Source organism: Methylobacterium sp. CCH7-A2, assembly GCF_001557075.1.
GTDB lineage: Bacteria > Pseudomonadota > Alphaproteobacteria > Rhizobiales > Beijerinckiaceae > Allobosea > Allobosea massiliensis.
Genome location: NZ_LSKN01000016.1, coordinates 97,429 through 114,659, shown reverse-complemented (window position 1 = coordinate 114,659; position 17,231 = coordinate 97,429). Strand labels below are relative to the sequence as shown.

12 protein-coding genes and 1 riboswitch are annotated in these 17,231 nt (G+C 70.9%); of the genes, 6 read left to right on the top strand and 6 right to left on the bottom strand.

All coding sequences use genetic code 11. The features are described from left to right. Positions 1-249: 249 nt before the first annotated feature. The 5 genes from AX750_RS26355 (at position 250) to AX750_RS01400 (ending at position 5,752) form a co-directional block, all read left to right on the top strand. Positions 250-1,158, top strand: a complete 909-nt coding sequence (locus tag AX750_RS26355; RefSeq protein WP_066722675.1) for an OmpA family protein — start codon at positions 250-252, stop codon at positions 1,156-1,158. A 137-nt stretch (positions 1,159-1,295) separates the two neighbouring features. Further along, the gene (locus tag AX750_RS01415; protein ID WP_066722673.1) at positions 1,296-1,493 is read left to right on the top strand and encodes a hypothetical protein; all 198 of its coding nucleotides are present in this window, start codon (positions 1,296-1,298) and stop codon (positions 1,491-1,493) included. A 51-nt stretch (positions 1,494-1,544) separates the two neighbouring features. Continuing rightward, a riboswitch (TPP riboswitch) is annotated at positions 1,545-1,648 on the top strand. Positions 1,649-1,725: 77 nt separating this feature from the next. Continuing rightward, a complete protein-coding gene (thiC, locus tag AX750_RS01410; protein ID WP_066722671.1) occupies positions 1,726-3,582 on the top strand; it encodes a phosphomethylpyrimidine synthase ThiC in 1,857 nt (618 codons plus the stop codon). Positions 3,583-3,673: 91 nt separating this feature from the next. Continuing rightward, positions 3,674-4,414: a SprT family zinc-dependent metalloprotease gene (locus AX750_RS01405; RefSeq protein ID WP_066722709.1), complete on the top strand. Its 741-nt coding sequence runs from the start codon at positions 3,674-3,676 to the stop codon at positions 4,412-4,414. Between the two features lie 141 nt (positions 4,415-4,555). Continuing rightward, positions 4,556-5,752, top strand: coding sequence for a multidrug effflux MFS transporter (locus tag AX750_RS01400; RefSeq protein ID WP_066722668.1), 1,197 nt, complete (start codon positions 4,556-4,558; stop codon positions 5,750-5,752). Positions 5,753-5,756: 4 nt separating this feature from the next. On the opposite strand, the gene AX750_RS01395 is transcribed toward AX750_RS01400, so the two are convergent. Continuing rightward, positions 5,757-7,904: a PBP1A family penicillin-binding protein gene (locus AX750_RS01395; protein ID WP_066722667.1), complete on the bottom strand. Its 2,148-nt coding sequence runs from the start codon at positions 7,902-7,904 to the stop codon at positions 5,757-5,759. Positions 7,905-8,203: 299 nt separating this feature from the next. Here AX750_RS01395 and AX750_RS01390 point away from each other — a divergent pair, with 299 nt between their 5' ends. Then, complete coding sequence (locus AX750_RS01390; RefSeq protein ID WP_066722665.1) at positions 8,204-8,596, top strand: DoxX family protein; 393 nt, start codon at positions 8,204-8,206, stop codon at positions 8,594-8,596. 77 nt (positions 8,597-8,673) lie between these two features. Here AX750_RS01390 and trxA read toward each other — a convergent pair whose 3' ends face one another. The 5 genes from trxA to AX750_RS01365 form a co-directional block, all read right to left on the bottom strand. Next, positions 8,674-8,994, bottom strand: coding sequence for a thioredoxin (gene trxA, locus AX750_RS01385; RefSeq protein ID WP_066722663.1), 321 nt, complete (start codon positions 8,992-8,994; stop codon positions 8,674-8,676). Positions 8,995-9,122: 128 nt separating this feature from the next. Beyond that, on the bottom strand, positions 9,123-9,779 hold the full coding sequence (locus tag AX750_RS01380) for a DUF1345 domain-containing protein (protein ID WP_066722660.1): 657 nt from the start codon (positions 9,777-9,779) through the stop codon (positions 9,123-9,125). After that, complete coding sequence (addA, locus tag AX750_RS01375) at positions 9,776-13,246, bottom strand: double-strand break repair helicase AddA (RefSeq protein ID WP_066722657.1); 3,471 nt, start codon at positions 13,244-13,246, stop codon at positions 9,776-9,778. The genes AX750_RS01380 and addA overlap by 4 nt, the downstream gene beginning before the upstream one ends. Next, the gene (gene addB / locus AX750_RS01370) at positions 13,243-16,350 is read right to left on the bottom strand and encodes a double-strand break repair protein AddB (protein WP_066722655.1); all 3,108 of its coding nucleotides are present in this window, start codon (positions 16,348-16,350) and stop codon (positions 13,243-13,245) included. Before addB ends, addA begins: the two co-directional genes overlap by 4 nt. Then, on the bottom strand, positions 16,343-17,062 hold the full coding sequence (locus AX750_RS01365; protein WP_245282276.1) for a nucleotidyltransferase family protein: 720 nt from the start codon (positions 17,060-17,062) through the stop codon (positions 16,343-16,345). The genes addB and AX750_RS01365 overlap by 8 nt, the downstream gene beginning before the upstream one ends. Between the last annotated feature and the right edge of the window lie 169 nt (positions 17,063-17,231).

Sequence of the window (17,231 nt, the reverse complement as noted above, 5' to 3'; positions counted from 1 at the left end):
GCCCCGGCCCCCGCGCCAGCGCCGGCTCCCGCGCCGCAGGCGACCCCCTCCGCGCCGCCGCCCGCTCCGGCTGCGCCGCCACCGGCTCCGGCTGCGCCAACGCTGCGTGACGGCCAGACCCAAGCCACCCCGCCGGCTGCGCCATCCGCGCCGGGGCAGCCCACCGATCAACGCCAGGGTCGCCGCGGCGGCATCGGGCCCGGTGGCGCGGCCGCCATTGGCCTCGGCGCCGGTGTCCTCGGCGGCATCATGGCGACACAGGGCGCCGAGCGGCTGGAGGATGTCCGCGGCCGCCGCGAGGAGCGGCGCGAGGGTGATGTCACCATCATCCGCGAGCCCGGCCGCACCATCATCCGCGACGACGACCGCACGATCATCCGCCGCGACGAGACTCAGCGCTTCCGGGAACTCGGGCTGGAGGCCCGCACCGAGCGGCGCGGCGACGAGAACCGCACGATCTTCGAGCGGCCCGACGGCACCCGCATCGTCACCGTCACCGACGAGGAGGGCCGGCTGATCCGCCGCACGCGGCTCGACCGTGACGGCAGGGAGGTCGTCATCATCGACAACACCCGCCGCGACCGGCCGCGCGACCGCTTCTCGGACGAGATCGTGGTGCTGGAGCGCCCGGCCCTGCGCATCCCGCGCGAGCGCTACATCGTCGACGCCGAGCGGGCTGACGAGGATCTGATCTACGAGACGATCGTCGCGCCGCCGCTGGCGCCGCTGCCGCGTCGCTACACCCTCGACGAGGTGCGCTACTCGCCGGATCTGCGCGCCCAGATGCGCAGCGTCGACATCGACAGTGTCACCTTCGAGACGGGCTCCTGGGACGTCGCTCCGGGTCAGGCGCAACGGCTCTCCATCATCGCCGACTCGATCCGCCGTGCGCTGCAACGCTCCCCCAACGAGGTCTTCCTCGTCGAGGGGCACACCGACGCCGTCGGCTCGGACATCGACAATCTCTCGCTGTCGGACCGGCGCGCGCAGTCGGTCGCGGAAATCCTGACCAAGGATTTCGGCGTGCCGCCCGAGAACCTGACGACGCAGGGCTATGGCGAGCAATATCTCAAGGTGAACACGCAGGACGCCGCGCGCGAGAACCGTCGCGTCACCCTGCGGCGGATCACCCCGCTGCTGGCGGGGCAGGGCAACTGACCACCGCAGCCCTCACGCTCGCTACGGAAGGCCGCCGCGAGGCGGCCTTCTCATTTGGAAGAGTCCCGCATTCGCGCCCTCGCATTCACGAAGGCTCAACTTCCCGCGCCTATCACCGGAGCAAGGGAGGATCCCCGATGAGCGACTCCATGGCCATCGCGCAGAGCTTCGCCGCGATGCAGGCGGCCTCGACGCAGCAGGCGCTGCAGACCGAGATGCTGCGCCAGCAGACCCAGGGCGACCAGGCGATCGTCGCCCTGCTGCAGCAGAGCGCCGAGCAGCTGCAGGCGGTGCTCCCCGCCGGCCAGGGCCAGACTGTCGACATCACCGCCTGAGGCGCGCGGTCCGAGCCGGTTGCGCATCGCCGCTGGCCCGCCTAACCTCGATCCCGTTCCGAGGGGTGCCCGCAAGGGCTGAGACGGCTTCCCGGCCGAACCCATCGAACCTGATCCGGGTCATACCGGCGGAGGGACTGGAACGCGGCGCGAGCCCGCCTTGCGACCGCATCACAGCGCTTGAACCGCTTTCGACGCCGGATCTCCTGACCTCAAAGGCGGAGATCCAAAAATGCCTTCCCACCCTATCACGTCCTTCGGCGCCCCGACCGGCGTCACCACCGGGCCGATCACCGGCTCGCGCAAGATCTATGTCCCGACCCCGCAGGATTCCTCGATCCGCGTGCCCTTCCGCGAGGTGTCGCTGAGCACCGAGGCCGAGCCTCCGGTGCGCCTCTACGACCCCTCCGGCCCCTATACCGAGACCGATGTCGCGATCGACCTCAATGCGGGCCTGCCGCAGGTGAGGCGCGCCTGGCTCGACCGGCGCGGCTTCGAGGCCATCGCGGGCCGGGCGGTGACGCCCGCCGATAACGGCCATGCGGCGCCGTCGCAGGCCGTACCCGCCTGTCCGGCCCAGCGCCCGGTCCTGAAGGCGCAGCCCGGCCGGATGGCGACGCAATACGAGTTCGCCAAGGCCGGCATCGTCACCCCCGAGATGATCTATGTCGCCCATCGCGAGAATCTCGGCCGCGCCGCGATGCGGGAAGACGCTCGCGAGCGCCTGGCCGATGGCGAGAGCTTCGGCGCCAGCCTCCCCGAATTCGTCACGCCGGAATTCGTGAGGAGTGAGATCGCGCGCGGGCGGGCGATCATCCCCGCCAACATCAACCATCCCGAGCTGGAGCCGATGGCGATCGGCCGCAACTTCCTGGTCAAGATCAACGCCAATATCGGCAACTCGGCCGTTACCTCGGGCGCGGCCGAGGAGGTCGAGAAGCTGGTCTGGGCGATCCGCTGGGGCGCCGACACGGTGATGGACCTCTCCACCGGCCGCAACATCCACGCCATCCGCTCCTGGATCCTGCGCAATGCGCCGGTGCCGATCGGGACCGTGCCGATCTACCAGGCGCTGGAGAAGGTCGGGGGCGATCCGGTCAAGCTCGACTGGGAGGTCTTCAAGGACACGCTGATCGAGCAGGCCGAACAGGGCGTCGACTACTTCACCATCCATGCCGGCGTACGCCTGGCTTACGTGCCGCTGACGGCGAACCGCGTCACGGGCATCGTCTCGCGCGGCGGCTCGATCATGGCGCGCTGGTGCCTGGCCCATCACAGAGAAAGCTTCCTCTACGAGCGCTTCGACGAGATCTGCGAGATCATGCGCGCCTATGACGTCTCGTTCTCGCTTGGCGATGGCTTGCGGCCGGGTTCGATCGCCGACGCCAATGACCGCGCCCAGTTCGCCGAGCTGGAAACGCTGGGCGAACTGACCAAGGTGGCCTGGGACAAGGGCTGCCAGGTGATGATCGAGGGCCCCGGCCATGTGCCGATGCACAAGATCAGGGAGAACATGGACAAGCAGCTGCGCGAATGCGGCGAGGCCCCCTTCTACACGCTGGGACCGCTGACCACCGACATCGCGCCGGGCTATGACCACATCACCTCGGGGATCGGCGCTGCGATGATCGGCTGGTATGGCTGCGCCATGCTCTGCTACGTCACGCCCAAGGAGCATCTCGGCCTGCCCGGCCGCGACGACGTCAAGACCGGCGTCGTCACCTATAAGATCGCCGCCCACGCCGCCGATCTCGCCAAGGGCCATCCGGCGGCCAAGATCCGGGACGATGCGCTGTCGCGGGCCCGCTTCGACTTCCGCTGGGAGGACCAGTTCAATCTGGGGCTCGATCCCGATACGGCGCGCGCCTATCACGACGAGACCCTGCCTAAGGACGCCCACAAGGTCGCGCATTTCTGCTCGATGTGCGGGCCGAAATTCTGCTCGATGAAGATCACGCAGGATCTGCGGGCCGAGGTCCAGGCGATGGACGACGCGCAGCGCGCCGCGCTCGACCGGGCGGCGGGCATGGCCGGCAAGGCGCGGGAATTCCGCGACCGCGGTGCCAGCCTCTATCTGCCGGCGGAGTAGCATCTGCGGGTCCGAAGTCGGCCCGCCGCACGGAAGGGGGCGCTCGCCGCCCCCTTCCGGAATGGCCGCGAATCCCGCACAATCGCGGGCGATGCGGCTCTCCCTTTTCAAGCGCAAGCCCGATCCCGAGCGGATCGAGGTCTCCTATGCCGGGGTGCTCTATCCCGTGCAGATCAAGCGGCGGGCGAGCGCGCGGCGGATGACGCTGCGCGTTTCGCAGGCCAGCGGCGAGATTACGCTGACCTTGCCGGAGCGGGCCGATTTCGCCGCGGGCCGGCTCTTCGCCGAGAACCATGGCGGCTGGATCGCGGCCCGCCTCGCCAAGCGGCCCCAGCTCACTCCCTTCGAGCCGGGCCGGACGATTCCGTTCCGCGGCACGCCGCACCGCATCGTCCACTGGAGCAAGGCGCGCGGACTGACCCGCGCCACCACCGACCAGGACGGCGCGCCGATCCTCGCGGTTGCCGGCGAGAGCGCCCATGTCCCTCGCCGGATCAAGGACTTCCTGCGCCGCGCCGCGCTCGAGGATCTGGAGGCGGCGGTCGCCCGCCATACGGCCGCGCTGGGCATCCCGGCTCGCAGGATCACGATCCGCGACACGACCAGCCGCTGGGGCTCCTGCTCCTCCCAAGGCCATCTCAGCTTCTCCTGGCGGCTGATCCTGGCGCCTCCGCTGGTGCTGGACTATCTCGCCGCCCACGAGGTCGCCCATCTCAAGGAGATGAACCATTCGCACCGCTTCTGGGCGCTGACCCACAAGCTCTGCCCGCGCACGGAGGAGGCGGAGGCCTGGCTCAAGCGCCACGGCGCGGGGCTGCATGCCTATGGGTAGCCTCGACAGACCTAGGCGCGAAGCCTAGAGGGGCTGCTCGATCTGTGGAGCGATCCTCGTCATCCCGGCGGAAGCGAAGCGACGCGGCTGGCGCCGCTTGTCCGAGATGACGCGGTGTTTCCGAGGCAAAACAGGCTACCCATGACACTCCGCCCCGACACGCTGGCGATGACCGCCGTTCTCGCCATGCTGACGGCGCTGGGCCCGCTTTCGACCGATTTCTACCTGCCCTCGCTGCCCGACATCGTCCGCGTCATGGAGACCGACGTGGCCGGGGCGCAGGCGACGCTCTCGACCTTCCTGTTCGGCTTCGCGGGCGGGCAGATTCTCTGGGGGCCGCTCTCCGACCGGCTAGGGCGCCGCCCGGTCCTGCTGACGGGGCTCGCCCTGTTCACGCTCGCGACCCTAGCCTGCGCGCTGGCGCCTTCGATCGAGGCGCTGACCGTGGCCCGCGCCGTCCAGGCGCTGGGGGCCTCCGGGCCGATCGTGCTGGGCCGCGCCATGGTGCGCGATCTCTATGAAGGGCCGCGCGCCGGCCGCGAACTCGCCCGGATGGGCATGATCATGGGGCTGGTGCCGGCGGTCGCGCCGGTGCTGGGCGGCGTGCTGCAGCAGGCCTTCGGCTGGCGCTCGACCTTTGTCGCCTCGCTCGCCTTCGCCGCGGTGCTGGCTGTCGTGGTCGGTCTCCTGTTGCCCGAAACCCTGAAGACCCGTTCGCGCGAGCCCTTGTCCCTGCTCGCCATCATCAAGGGCTTCGGCACGCTGCTGCAGAACCGCGCCTACCGGGTTTATGTCGGGCTGACGGCGCTGGCCTATGGCGGCCTCTTCGCCTTCATCTCGGGCTCGTCGTTCGTCCTGATCGGCATCCACGGCCTGACGCCGGCGCAATACGGCCTGTCCTTCGGCTTCGGCGTGCTCGGCTTCATCCTCGGCACCATCCTCGCGCAGAGGCTGGTCGGGCGCCGCGGCATGGATGGTGTCATCGCGCTCGGCGTCGCCTGCCTCGCGGCCGGCGGGCTCGCCATGCTGCTCTGCGTGCTGACCGGCTTCGCCGGCCCCTTCGGCGTCATCGTGCCGATGGCGCTCTATGCCTGCGGCGTCGGGTTGACCATGCCGCAGGCCCAGGCCTCGGCGATGATGCCCTTTCCGGACCGGGCTGGCGCCGCCTCTTCCTTCACCGGGCTCTGCCAGATGCTGTTCTCGGCCTGCGTCGGGCTGCTCGTCGGCCATGCGCTGAAGAGCGGCGCGCTGCCCCTGCCGCTGGTCATGTCGGCGATCGGTGTCGCCGCGCTGGTGCTGTTCAGGGCGAGCGCGGCCATCCGCGCGGCCAAGGCCTGAAGGCTCAGCCGCCGAACAGCCGCTCCAGGAAGTTCTTCTCCTGCGGCGGTGGCGGCACCCAGGCGCGGTCGCTGTCGGCGGTCTGGGTGTTGGCGGGCGGGCGCACCCCTGCGACGGGCGCGCCGCCGTCGAAGATCGAGCGCGGCGTGCCCTGCCAGAGGCCGCCGGGCAGGGGCGCGGCCTGCGCCCCGGCATGGGCCGCCTTCATGTACTTGCCCCAGATCTCGGCCGGCAGCCCGCTGCCGGCGACGCGCTTCATCGCGCTGTTGTCGTCATTGCCGAGCCACACCGCGGTGACGAGCCTTGCCGTGTAGCCGACGAACCAGGCGTCGCGGAAATCCTGCGTGGTGCCGGACTTGCCGCCGACCTCCCAGCCGGGGATGTTGGCCTTGGCGCCGGTGCCGCTGACCATCACCTCATGCAGCATGGCGTTCATCATCGACAGCGTCTGCGGCTGGATGACCGGGCCGAAGCTCGTCGCCGCGCGGGCATAGATCACCTTGCCGGCGGACGACTTCACCTCCCGGATGACATAGGGCAGCACGCTCTGGCCGCCATTGGCGAAGGTCGCATAGGCCGCCGTCAGCTCGACCGGGGTGACCTCCGAGGTGCCCAGCGCCAGCGAGAGATTGGGCTGCATCGCCGAATTGATGCCGAGGCGCTGGGCGGTCCGGATGACCTCGCGCGGCGTCACCTCGTTGATCAGCCGCGCGGCGATCGTGTTCAGCGAATGCGCCAGCGCGGTCTGGAGCGTGACCGGGCCGCGATAGCTGCGCGAATAGTTTTCCGGCTCCCAGCCCTTGAACGAGACCGGGCTGTCGTCGCGGATTGTGTCGGGCGTCAGGCCTTTCTCCAGCGCAGCGAGATAGACGAAGGGCTTGAAGGCCGAGCCCGGCTGGCGCTTCGCCGCCGTGGCGCGGTTGAACTGGCTCTTGGTGTAGTCGCGCCCGCCGATCAACGCACGGATGCCGCCATCGCTCGCCATCGAGACGACCGCGCCCTGGCTCACCCCCTGCTTGGCGCCCTGCGCCGCCAGCGCCTCGACCAGGATGGTCTCGGCCGAGGCCTGCAGCTTGGTATCGATCGTGGTCAGCACGGTGACGTCGCCCTCGACCGCGCCGATGAAGTCGTCGAGCACGTCCATGACATAGTCGGCGGCGTAGTTGACCGAGCCCGCGCCGATGCGCTCGGCGGCTTCCGCCGGGGCGACGAGCGCGGTCTTGGCGGCGTTTTGCGAGATCAGCCCTTGGTCGGCCATGGCGGCGATGACAAGCTGGGCGCGCTTCTCGGCCGCTTCCGGATTGCGGTTGGGCGCGAGGCGCGACGGCGCCTGGACGAGGCCGGCCAGCATCGCGGCCTCGGCGATCGTCACCGAACGCGCCGATTTGTTGAAATAGCGCTGCGCAGCCGCCTCGACGCCATAGGCGCCCGAGCCGAAATAGACGCGGTTGAGATAGAGCTCGAGGATCTGGTCTTTGCTGTAGGTCCGCTCCAGCCAGAGCGCCAGGATCGCCTCCTGGATCTTGCGCGCCGCGGTGCGCTCCTGGGTCAGGAACAGATTCTTGGCGAGCTGCTGCGTCAGCGTCGAGCCGCCCTGCACGCCACCGCTGCGGCGCAGATTGTTGACCAGCGCGCGCCCGAGGCCGATCGGGTCGATGCCGAAATGCTCGTAGAAGCGCCGGTCCTCGATCGCCACGAAAGCCTTGGGCAGATAGGGCGGCACCTCGCCGATGGTGATGGTGCGCCCGCCGGTCTCGCCGCGATTGGCCAGCAGCGAGCCGTCGGCGGCCAGGATCGCGATATTGGGCGGCCGCTTCGGGACGGTGAGCTGGTTGATCGGCGGCAGCTGCGCGGCGTGATAGGCGATCAGCCCTCCGAGCCCGATCGCGCACCAGAGGCCGAGCACCAGCGTCCAGTAGAACAGCCCGCCGAGGAAGGACCGTCCGCGCCGCCCGCGCCGGCGGCCTCCGCCGCCACCGCTGCGCTTGTCGCGACGCGGCGGCTGGCGTGCCTCGCTGCGGGGCGGGGCGCGATGGCCCCTGACAGGCCGGTCATCGTCGGAAAGGCGCATGTCGAAGTCGTCGCGGCTTCCGCCCCGCCCTGATTCGAAGGAGGGCTCGCGCCGCTCGGCCCGTTTCGTCCGGTCGTTCATCCTGCCCCGTCACGCCGAAGGCCGCCGGAGGTCACGGCCGGCCGGATCCTCACACAGGAGTTAAACATGGCGCTTTTAAGGGGTGGTTAAGCCTGCCGCCCCCCGCGCATAGCCTCCTTGTCGCGGTAACGTGAAGATGTTGCGCGAATGCAAGACCGGCCTGGCGGCCGCCCTGCCTTGCGGAGCCTGCGACATTCCGCCATCACCTCGGCAAAAATCGCAAGGGAAACGCCGGGACAACCTCATCCTGGCCGGGGACCCAAGGTCCTGCCGGCGAACTGCCTCAGAGAGAGACATCCATGCTCGCATCAGCCCAGCGCTTCCAGCCCTACGCCCTTGCACTTCTGCGGATATTCACCTCCCTCAGCTTCATCTCCCATGGCACGCAGAAGCTGCTCGCCTTCCCGGCTGCACCGTCCTGGGGCATGCCGGCCGCCTTCTCCCTGCCCTGGACCGCGGGCGTGCTGGAGATCGTCGGCGGCGCGCTGGTGCTGATCGGCTTCCTGACCCGTCCGGCCGCCTTCATCCTGTCGGGCCTGATGGCGGTGGCCTACTGGATGGCCCATGGCTCGAAGGGCTTCTATCCGATCCTGAACGGCGGCGAGGCGGCCATGCTGTTCTGCTTCATCTTCCTCTACATCTTCACCGCCGGCCCCGGCGCCTTCAGCGTCGACGGCGCGCGCCGCGGCTGATCGGGCCCTGCGAACAGAAAAGGCCCGCCTTCCGGAAGGAGGGCGGGCCTTTTGTCGTTCGGGAGGCCTCGCGACGCTCAGACGGCACCGGCGATCCAGCGCGAGAGGTCGCTCTTGGGCGCGGCGCCGACCTTCTGGGAGGTCAGCTTTCCGTCCTTGAACAGCATCAGGGTCGGGATGGAGCGGATGCCGAACTGGGCGGGGATCGCCTGGTTCTCGTCGACATTCATCTTCACGATCTTGACCTTGCCGTCCATTTCGCCGGCGATCTCCTCGAGCGCCGGGCCAATCATGCGGCAGGGGCCGCACCACTCGGCCCAGAAATCGACGACGACCGGCTCGCTCGACTTGAGGACGTCCGCCTCGAAGCTCGCATCGGTGACTTTGCTCGTGGCCATGGGCGTTTCGCCTTTCAAAGAGGGGTGGCGGGAGCGCCGCCTTCGTTGGGCAAGCTAGGAACGCGCCCCCTCGGGGTCAAGGCGCCGCCGCCGCAGGGGCAGCCCTGTCCACGGATCATGCCGCCGCCTCAGGAGCCGGCGGACACAAGACTCGCCCCGACATTGATGGCCAGCGCCAGGATGCTGGTGTTGAAGACGAAGGCCAGGATCGAGTGCACCAGAACGAGCCCGCGCGCAGCCCGCGTCGTCACGGCGACGTCCGAGGTCTGCGAGGTGCAGCCGATCGTGTAGGCGAAATACAGGAAATCGACATAGTCGGGGTCGCGCTCGCCCGGAAAATCGAGGCAGGGCCCGTCCTCGCCGGCATAGTAGGCGCCGGCATAGTGCAGCGTGAAGAAGGCGTGCAGCAGCGTCCAGGAGCACAGGATCGTGATGCCGCCGAGTGCCAGATGCAGCCCGCGCTCGCCCGGTGGCAGGCCGCCGATCCCTGCGAGCTGCAAGCCGATCGCCGCGATGCTGGCCGTCGCCGCCAGGCAGGCGATGACCAGAATGGCTGCCCCGCCCTCGTCCTGCCGCGCGGCGCGGGCGCGGATCTGGGGAACGGTCTCGTTCAGCAGCGTCGCCGCGAGCATGGCGAGATAGAGCACAGCGCCCGCATCCCAGGCGATCAGCAGCCTCGTGGTCCAGCTCCAACCCGAGGGCAGGGCCAGCGCGAGGCCGGCCATCGCCGCGAGGGCCAGGAACAGCCGCGGCCGAACGCGAAGGGCGCGCGGGACCAGTCTCATGCCGCGTCCATCCCCTTTGCGCCAAGCTGGGCGAGCAGCGCGTCGAGCACGGCGGCCTCGGGCTCCAGCCGCGTCAGCGTCGCCGTGTAGACCAGCAGCGCGCGCACCCGCCGGCCGGGATAGATTTGCCCGACCAGCGCCCGGTAGACCGCGAGCTGCGCCAATGTGGTCGGCGCGATGGCGGCGAGGTCGCGTGGCGGCCTCGCGGTCGTCTTGAAGTCGGCGATGATGACCTCCTCGGGCATGATGGCGAGCCGGTCGATCTGTCCCGAGACGGGTCGCCTCTCGCCCGCCCCCCAGGCGAGCAGGCCCGTGATCGGCACCTCGGCCAGAGAGCCCGGCCCGAACAGGGCGGCGAGCGCCGGATCGGCCAGCAGCGCCAGTGCGTCCTGGACGATCGCCTCGCGCCTCGGCTCCGGCAGCGCGGCGCCGCGCGAGATGGCGAGCGCCGCCGCCACCGCCTCGCGCCGCTCGGGCGCGATGTCCGGCAGCATCTGCAGCAGGAGATGGGCGAAGCGCCCGGCCGCAGCGGCCTCCGCCAGGAAGGGGCCGTCGACCGGTCGGTCGGGAGCATCGGCGGCAGTAAGCGCGCTGGAGGGCTTCAGCGGGGGCGCCGGCTCGGCCTCCCGCGGCGGCGGGCGCGACAGCCAGTCGGGTGCAGGCTCGGGCGTCGCAGGGCTCGCCGAGGCCTCCACGGCCACCGTGTGCGGCCGCGAGATCATGAACCGGCGGATCGCGCTCTCGCCCTCGCCGATCTCGACGAGCCCCGGTTCGGAGGCGGCGAGGCCTGCCTCGACCATGGCATACCAGCTCCCGGCCGGCGCCTCGCCCTTGGCCTGCGCGCCGCAGACGATCAGCCGGTTCTCCGCCCGTGTCATCGCGACATAGAGCAGGCGGTGATGCTCCTCGACCATCTGCTCGACGACGCGGGCCTTGGCCTGCGCCGTCGCCTGCGCATCCTCCGTGCTGGCCGGCGGCCAGATCGGCACCGCCGGCCGTCGCGGCGGCTCGACCGCCAGGATCTTCGGCAACCTCTTGGCGCCGGGCGGCGGGGCGAGATCGGCGAGGATCACGATCCCCGCCTCGAGCCCCTTGGCGCCATGAACCGTCATGACGCGGACCTCGCCGCGGCTGGAGGAGAGATCGCGCTTCACATCGGTGGCGGCGCCGCAGACATGGTCGAGGAAGCCGGCGAGCGAGGGGCCGTAGCGCCGCTCATGGTCGAGCGCCGCAGACAGGAAGGCGTCGAGCGCGTCTCCGGCCTCGGCCCCCAGACGCGCCAAGGCGAGATTGCGCCCGCCGCCCGGCCCGAGCAGCCCGGCGAAGAAGCGGAACGGTCCGCAGCGCCCCGCCTCCGCGGCGAGCTCGGCCAGCCGGGCCTCGACGGCCGCATAACGCGGCTCGCTCGCCGCCGCCTCGCGCAGCGCCGCCCGCAGCGAGCCGCTGCGCTCCGGTGCGAGGCGCAGGAGGTCGTCGTCGTCCAGCCCGATCAGCGGCGTCTTCAGCGCGGTGGCGAGCGTCAGGTCGTCTTCCGGCAGCAGCAGCGTGCGGCCGAGCACGACGAGGTCCTCGACCGCCGGATGGGTGGCGAGCGTCAGCCGGTCGCGGCCGGTGACGGGGACGCCGGCATCCTTCAGCGCCTTGACGATGGTCTCGAACAGCGCGCCGCGCTGGCGCAGCAGGATCATCACCTCGCCGGGCGAGAAGGGCCGGCCGAGATCGTCCACGCCCCGGCGCGTCCAGCCGGCGAGCGTCGCGGCGATGCGCTGGGCGAGCTTGGCCGTGCCGCTGCGCCGCTCGGGCGCGTCGACCGGGGTTGTCCAGGCATCGGGCGGCTCGCCGGAATCATTGGCGCAGAGCGGCCAGAGATCGACGCAGCCGGGATCGCTCCGGCGCACCGTGTCATGGATTTCCGGCCGCTCCGAGCCGTCGAAGACGAGGCCGCGCGCATGCTCCGGCAGGGCGAAGACGGCGTCGACCGCCTGCATGATGTCGGGCGCCGAGCGGAAGGAGGTGTTAAGGCTGATCGTCTCGAAGCGCTGCTCGGCTTCCCGGATGCGCTGGCCGAGCTGCCGGCGCTGCGTGTTGAAGGCGGCGGGTGCGGCACCCTGGAACCCATAGATCGACTGCTTCTCGTCCCCCACGACGAAGACGGTGCGGGGGCGCGGCCCTGCCTCGCGGCCCCCGGCGCTGAACTCGTCGGCGAGCTGGCGCAGGATCGCCCATTGCGCGTCGCTGGTGTCCTGCGCCTCGTCGAGCAGGATGTGGTCGATGCCGGCGTCGAGCTTGTAGAGCACCCAGGCCGCCTCGACCCGCGTCAGCAGCGAGCGCGTCCGGGCGATCAGGTCATCATAGTCGAGCAGCGAGCGCTCGCTCTTCTGGCGCTGGTAGGAGGCGAGCATCCGCGTCACCAGCAGCGCCAGCGCATGGCTGCGGTCGCGGATCGCGATCGCGTTGAGGCGATCGATGGCGCCGCAGAGTTCGGTCTCGAGGGTATCGAGCACGTCGCTCGCGGGCGGCTGGATGCGCGTCTTGTCGGAACGCCCGCGCACATCGGCATGGACGGTCTGCGCCTTGGTCAAAAGCCCCGAGCGGCAGAGTTCGACGGGGTCGTACCCCTGACCCTTCAGGGCGCGGCGCAGGATGTCGGCGGCGTCCTTCTGTGTCTTGGAGCCCCGCTCCAGGGTCGCGACCAGCCCCTCCATGCCCGCTGCCTGCGCCAGCCAGCCCTCGAAGCCGGTTCGCACCGTCTCCGCCGACAGATCCGGCGCGATGCCGAGCACGGCGGCGATGCCCTCGCGCATCTCGCCGGCATCGCGGGCCCGGCCCTCCGCGTCGTTGAACAGGCTTCGCTGGCGCAGCGCCTCCTGCATCATCGCATCGAACGTGTCCTGCGCCGCCTGTCGGGCGAGCAGGTCGAGCGCCTGCGCCTCTTCGCCGTCAGGGTCGGCCGCGACCGCCCGCAACAGCTCGCGCCGCGCCTCGCGCAGCATATCGGCCTGGGCGAGGTCGTCGGCGACCTCGAAGCGCGGCGGGACATTGGCTTCGAAGGGCGCCGATTGCAGCACCCGCGTGCAGAAGGCGTGGATCGTCTCGATCTTCAGCCCGCCCGGCGTCTCCAGCGCCTGCGCGAACAGGCGCCGCGCCGCGGCGAGGTTGTCGCGCGAGGGTGGCTTGCCGGTGAGATTGGTCAGCTCCTTGACCAGCTCCGCCTCCGGCAGCGTCGCCCAGGCGCTGAGTGCCGCGAAGACGCGGTTGGCCATATTGGCGGCGGCGGCCTTGGTATAGGTGATGCAGAGGAGGCGCCCGGGCGCGACGCCGTCGAGCAGCAGCCGCAGCACGCGGTTGACCAGCACATAGGTCTTGCCCGAACCGGCATTGGCCGAGACCCAGGCGCTGAGCCGCGGATCGGCCGCCAGCGTCTGGTTCTGCTGGGTGAGGGGTGGGACGATCCAGCCGGGCTTCATGCCCCGTCCCCCTCGTCGCCCTCGGAGGCGGCGGCCCATTCCTTGACCCGCGCGAGCTGGTCATAGGGCGAGGCGAACTTGATGTAATCCGGCGCGCGCCGCGAGACGAAGGCCTCGCGGCCGCTGCGCAGCGCCTCGACATGCGCCAGCAGGCGTTCGAGGTGGCGGCTCGCCACATCCGCCAGGCTGCCGTCGTCGAACGCCAGCGGCTTGTCCTTGGCCCAAGCCTTCGGGTCGTGATGCAGCTTCATGTAGAGCACGGCCTCGACCGGCGTAGGGCCGACCGCGCCCTCGAAGCCGGCCCGGGCCGCCAGCTCCGCCTCCAGGGTCAGCTGTGGCGCAAACCCCTTCTCGACCTGCGCCTGGCTCGGCGGGGCGCCGGTCTTGAAGTCGATGATGCGCAAGGTCGGCGTCCGCGTGATCTCGACCCGGTCCGCCTTGCCGCTGAGCCATAGCGTCTGCCCGTCGGCAAGCGGGAAGCGCGATCCCGTGTAGACCTCGACGGCCACGCGGGCGAGCGCGCTGCGCCGCCGCTGCTCCCAGTCGATGAAATGCCCGGCCGTCAGCAGGAAGCGCGGCCACCAGAAGGCTCGCACCTCCGGCGCATCCGCGAAGCGCCGGAACGCCTCTTCGCCGATCGCGATCAGCCGGCCATGGGCATCCGCCGGCAATTGCTCCGGATAGGTCGCGGCGAAGGTCTCGACGATCTCGTGCAGCAGGCTGCCGCGATCCTGCGCGCTCGGATCCTCGACCAGCCCGGGCAGCGCGTCGAGCTTGAGGATCTTGCGGGCATGGATTTGGTAGGGATCGCGATAGAGCGTCTCGACATCGGTGACGCTGAGCGAGAGCGGCTGCAGCGCGCGCGGCGGCTTCGGCGCCGGCCGGCCGACCGGGCGCACCGGTGCCGGGGCCGAGAGCCGCCCCGCCAGCGCCGTCAGCCGCTTCCCTTGTGCCAGCGCCTCACCCCAGACGGGCGCTGGCGTCACCGCCTGAAGCCGCTGCCAGAAGCGCGAGGCGATCGTCTCGGACTCGCCGGCCTTGCGCGCCCGCGTCAGCGTCACGCAAGGCGCCGCCAGCGCCATGGAAAAGTCATGCGCGGTCTGGCCGATGCGGCGCTCCGGCGGCGACAGGCCAAGCTCCGCCCGCATCGGCCGGTTGATGAAGGCGTCGGTCGTGGTCTGCGGCGGCCAGACGGTTTCGTTCAGCCCGCCGAGAACGACATGGTCGGCCTCGAGCAGGCGCGCTTCGAGCAGGCCCCAGATCCGCACGCGCGGATGACCGCCGCCGCTGCGCTTGACCACGCGCTCGGCCAGCAGCCCGTCGAGGATCGCGACGACATCGGCGGGCCGGCCGCCCTCGGGCATGTCGGACTGCGCGGCGGCGAGATCGTCGAAGAGCCCGGCCAGCGCCTCGCCATCGGCATCGCGGAAGGCGCAGGCCTGCCCGTCCTCGTCCCGGCTGACGGCCTCGACCGTGGCGCGGGCCGCGGCCGTCATCACCGCCAGCGACGGCGCCTGCAGGAACAGCGCCTCCAGCAGCGGCGAGAAGGCGGTGCCGAGCGCCGCCAGCACCGTCGCCGCCGCCGCGGCATCCGCGTCGCTCAGGCGCTTGCGCGGGCCCGGCGCATGGCGGACTTCGCGCAATTCGCTCCAGCGTCCGAGCTGTTCGTTGAGCCCGGCCAGCCCTCGGCCGACGCTCTCGCCGCGCCACAGCCCGATCTCCAGCGCCGAGGCCCCGCGCACCGTCTCCTCGCGCGAAAGCCCGAGCCGGCAGAGCGGGTGGGCGAGCAGCGGCACGAGACTTCCCGGCGTCATCTGTGCCAGAGCCGCGTCCAGCACGAGCCGCAGCAGCGAGCCCGCCGGCCAGCGCGCCAGCGGCAGGCCTGCCGAATCGTCGACCGCGATGTCCCAGCGCCGGAGCTCGACCGTGACCCGTTCGGCGAGGCCGCGATCGGGCGTGATCAGCGCCGCCTGCCGGCCGGGCGTCTCCAGCGTCTCGCGCAGCGCGACCGCCACCGCCAGCGCCTCCTCGCGCTCGTCGGCCGCCTCGACGAGGCGCAGGTCGCGGAAGGCCAGCTCCGCTTCAGCCGTCGGAAGGCGCTCGCGCAAATCGGCCCAGCTCTGCGTCACGGAGGCCGGCAGCATCGCCTCGCGCAGCAGCCGCGAGCGCGCGCCATGCGCGGCATCGGGTTCGGCCAGTGCGCGCACATCGGCCCGCACCGCCTGCAGCGTGTCGAGCAGATGGTGCAGCGCCGCCTGCGGATGCGAGGGCGCGGGCTCCTCGGCGATCGCCCGCCAGGCCTCATCGGGTAGTTCGAGGTCGAGCCCCGGCAGCACCACCGCGCCGTTGGGCAGCCTTGCGATCGCCGCGAGCAGCCGCGCTGTGGCCGGGACCGTGCCGGTCGAGCCGGCCGCGATGATCGGCCCCGTCACCGCGCCCGACAGCAGCCGCTCGCGCTCGGCGGCCAGCATGCGGTTGCGGAAGGTGGCGGGGTCGCAGGCGCCACGCTCGCTCAGGATGGTCGGCCAGGCGCCGCCCAGGATCGAGAGGAACTCGGCGTTGAGCTGCCAGACCTTGTCGAAACGGGCCGCGTCGAGCCGCCCGAGCCGTTCGACGGCGACATCCTCCGTCTGCATCTGGTCGAGCAGCGCGGCGAGGTCGCCGGCGAGCCCATAAGCCTCGGCCAGCGTCGCCGGCACCAGCGAGGGCTCTGCGGGATCGAGCCGCAGATGGCTGCGATTGGCGCTGCGTCCCCAGGCGTCGACGAGCCGGGTCAGGATCATCCGCCGCGCCAGCAGGTCGATGGGCGCGATACGGTCATCGGCCAGCGCGCCGGCGCCGATCAGCGCCGTCTCGGCTTCGTCGACATCGCCCAGCGGCAGGATGCGCGGCAGCAGCAGCGGCGCGCCGCCGAGCTTGTCGGAGAGGCAGGCGGCGAAGGCCCGCGCCGCCCGCCGCGTCGGCAGATAGAGCGTCACGCGCGCCAGCGCGGCGGGGTCCTCAGGGTCATGGACGCGCCCGAAGCGACCCTCCAGCATCGCCTGGGCCAGCACCTCGAGAAAGGGCGCGCCGGCGGGTATCGTGAACAGGTTGAGGTCAGCCATCGGCTCGCGCGGGCGCGGTCTGCGCCGCCGCGAAGGCGGCCTCCGCCGGCGCGATCGCCTCGGGCGTGCCGACATGCAGCCATTGCCCGGCGAGCACGAGCCCGTGCAGCCGGCCCGCCGCGATGGCGCGGTCGAACAGCAGGTTCAGCGAGAACGGTCCCTCGGGGGTGTCCGCGAAGAGGTCAGGCTTCATGATGGCGACACCGGCATAGACGAAGGGTGCGCTCTCGGCGCTGCCGCGCCGTGTCAGCAGCCCGTCCGCAGCCTTGAAGAAATCGCCGCGCCCGTCGAAGCCGACGCTGCCCTCGCGCTGGGCCAGCAGCAGCAGCATATCCATCCGCGCGGCATCCCAGCCCCGTGCCATGGCCTGCATCGCCGAACCACGGCTCTCGCTCCAGAGCGAATCCGAATTCACATGGAAGAAGGGTTCGCTTCCGAGCAGGGGCAGCGCCTTCTTCACCCCGCCGCCGGTCTCCAGCAGCAGCCCCCGCTCGTCGGAGATGGTGATGCGCGGCGCGCTGCGGCCGGCCAGATGCGCCTCGATCCGTTCGGCGAGATGATGGACGTTGACCACCGCCTCCTCGACGCCGGCTTCAGCCAGCCGATCGAGCGCATGGTCCAGCATCGGCTTGCCGCCGATGCTGACGAGCGGTTTCGGCAGCGTGTCGGTGATCGGCCGCATCCGCTTGCCGAGCCCCGCCGCCAGCACCATGGCGCGGCGGATCGGTTGGGAATAGGCCTGCGTCACGCGAATCTCCTCCATCGCGCAAACCTATCAGACATTCGCGGCGGTCGTCCCGGGCGACCGGAGGGAGACCCGGGACCCATTCCGGAACGGTTCAGGCATGGATCCCGGATCGGCGCGGCTGCGCCGCTAGTCC

What these genes read in the sequence shown, in the direction of transcription:
- AX750_RS01390 (WP_066722665.1), top strand. Translation starts at nt 8,204, where the DNA reads ATGCTCGCATCAGCCCAGCGCTTCCAGCCCTACGCCCTTGCACTTCTG.
- trxA (WP_066722663.1), bottom strand. Translation starts at nt 8,994, where the DNA reads ATGGCCACGAGCAAAGTCACCGATGCGAGCTTCGAGGCGGACGTCCTC.
- AX750_RS01405 (WP_066722709.1), top strand. Translation starts at nt 3,674, where the DNA reads ATGCGGCTCTCCCTTTTCAAGCGCAAGCCCGATCCCGAGCGGATCGAG.
- addA (WP_066722657.1), bottom strand. Translation starts at nt 13,246, where the DNA reads ATGAAGCCCGGCTGGATCGTCCCACCCCTCACCCAGCAGAACCAGACG.
- AX750_RS26355 (WP_066722675.1), top strand. Translation starts at nt 250, where the DNA reads ATGGCGACACAGGGCGCCGAGCGGCTGGAGGATGTCCGCGGCCGCCGC.
- AX750_RS01415 (WP_066722673.1), top strand. Translation starts at nt 1,296, where the DNA reads ATGAGCGACTCCATGGCCATCGCGCAGAGCTTCGCCGCGATGCAGGCG.
- AX750_RS01395 (WP_066722667.1), bottom strand. Translation starts at nt 7,904, where the DNA reads ATGAACGACCGGACGAAACGGGCCGAGCGGCGCGAGCCCTCCTTCGAA.
- thiC (WP_066722671.1), top strand. Translation starts at nt 1,726, where the DNA reads ATGCCTTCCCACCCTATCACGTCCTTCGGCGCCCCGACCGGCGTCACC.
- AX750_RS01380 (WP_066722660.1), bottom strand. Translation starts at nt 9,779, where the DNA reads ATGAGACTGGTCCCGCGCGCCCTTCGCGTTCGGCCGCGGCTGTTCCTG.
- AX750_RS01400 (WP_066722668.1), top strand. Translation starts at nt 4,556, where the DNA reads ATGACACTCCGCCCCGACACGCTGGCGATGACCGCCGTTCTCGCCATG.
- addB (WP_066722655.1), bottom strand. Translation starts at nt 16,350, where the DNA reads ATGGCTGACCTCAACCTGTTCACGATACCCGCCGGCGCGCCCTTTCTC.
- AX750_RS01365 (WP_245282276.1), bottom strand. Translation starts at nt 17,062, where the DNA reads ATGGTGCTGGCGGCGGGGCTCGGCAAGCGGATGCGGCCGATCACCGAC.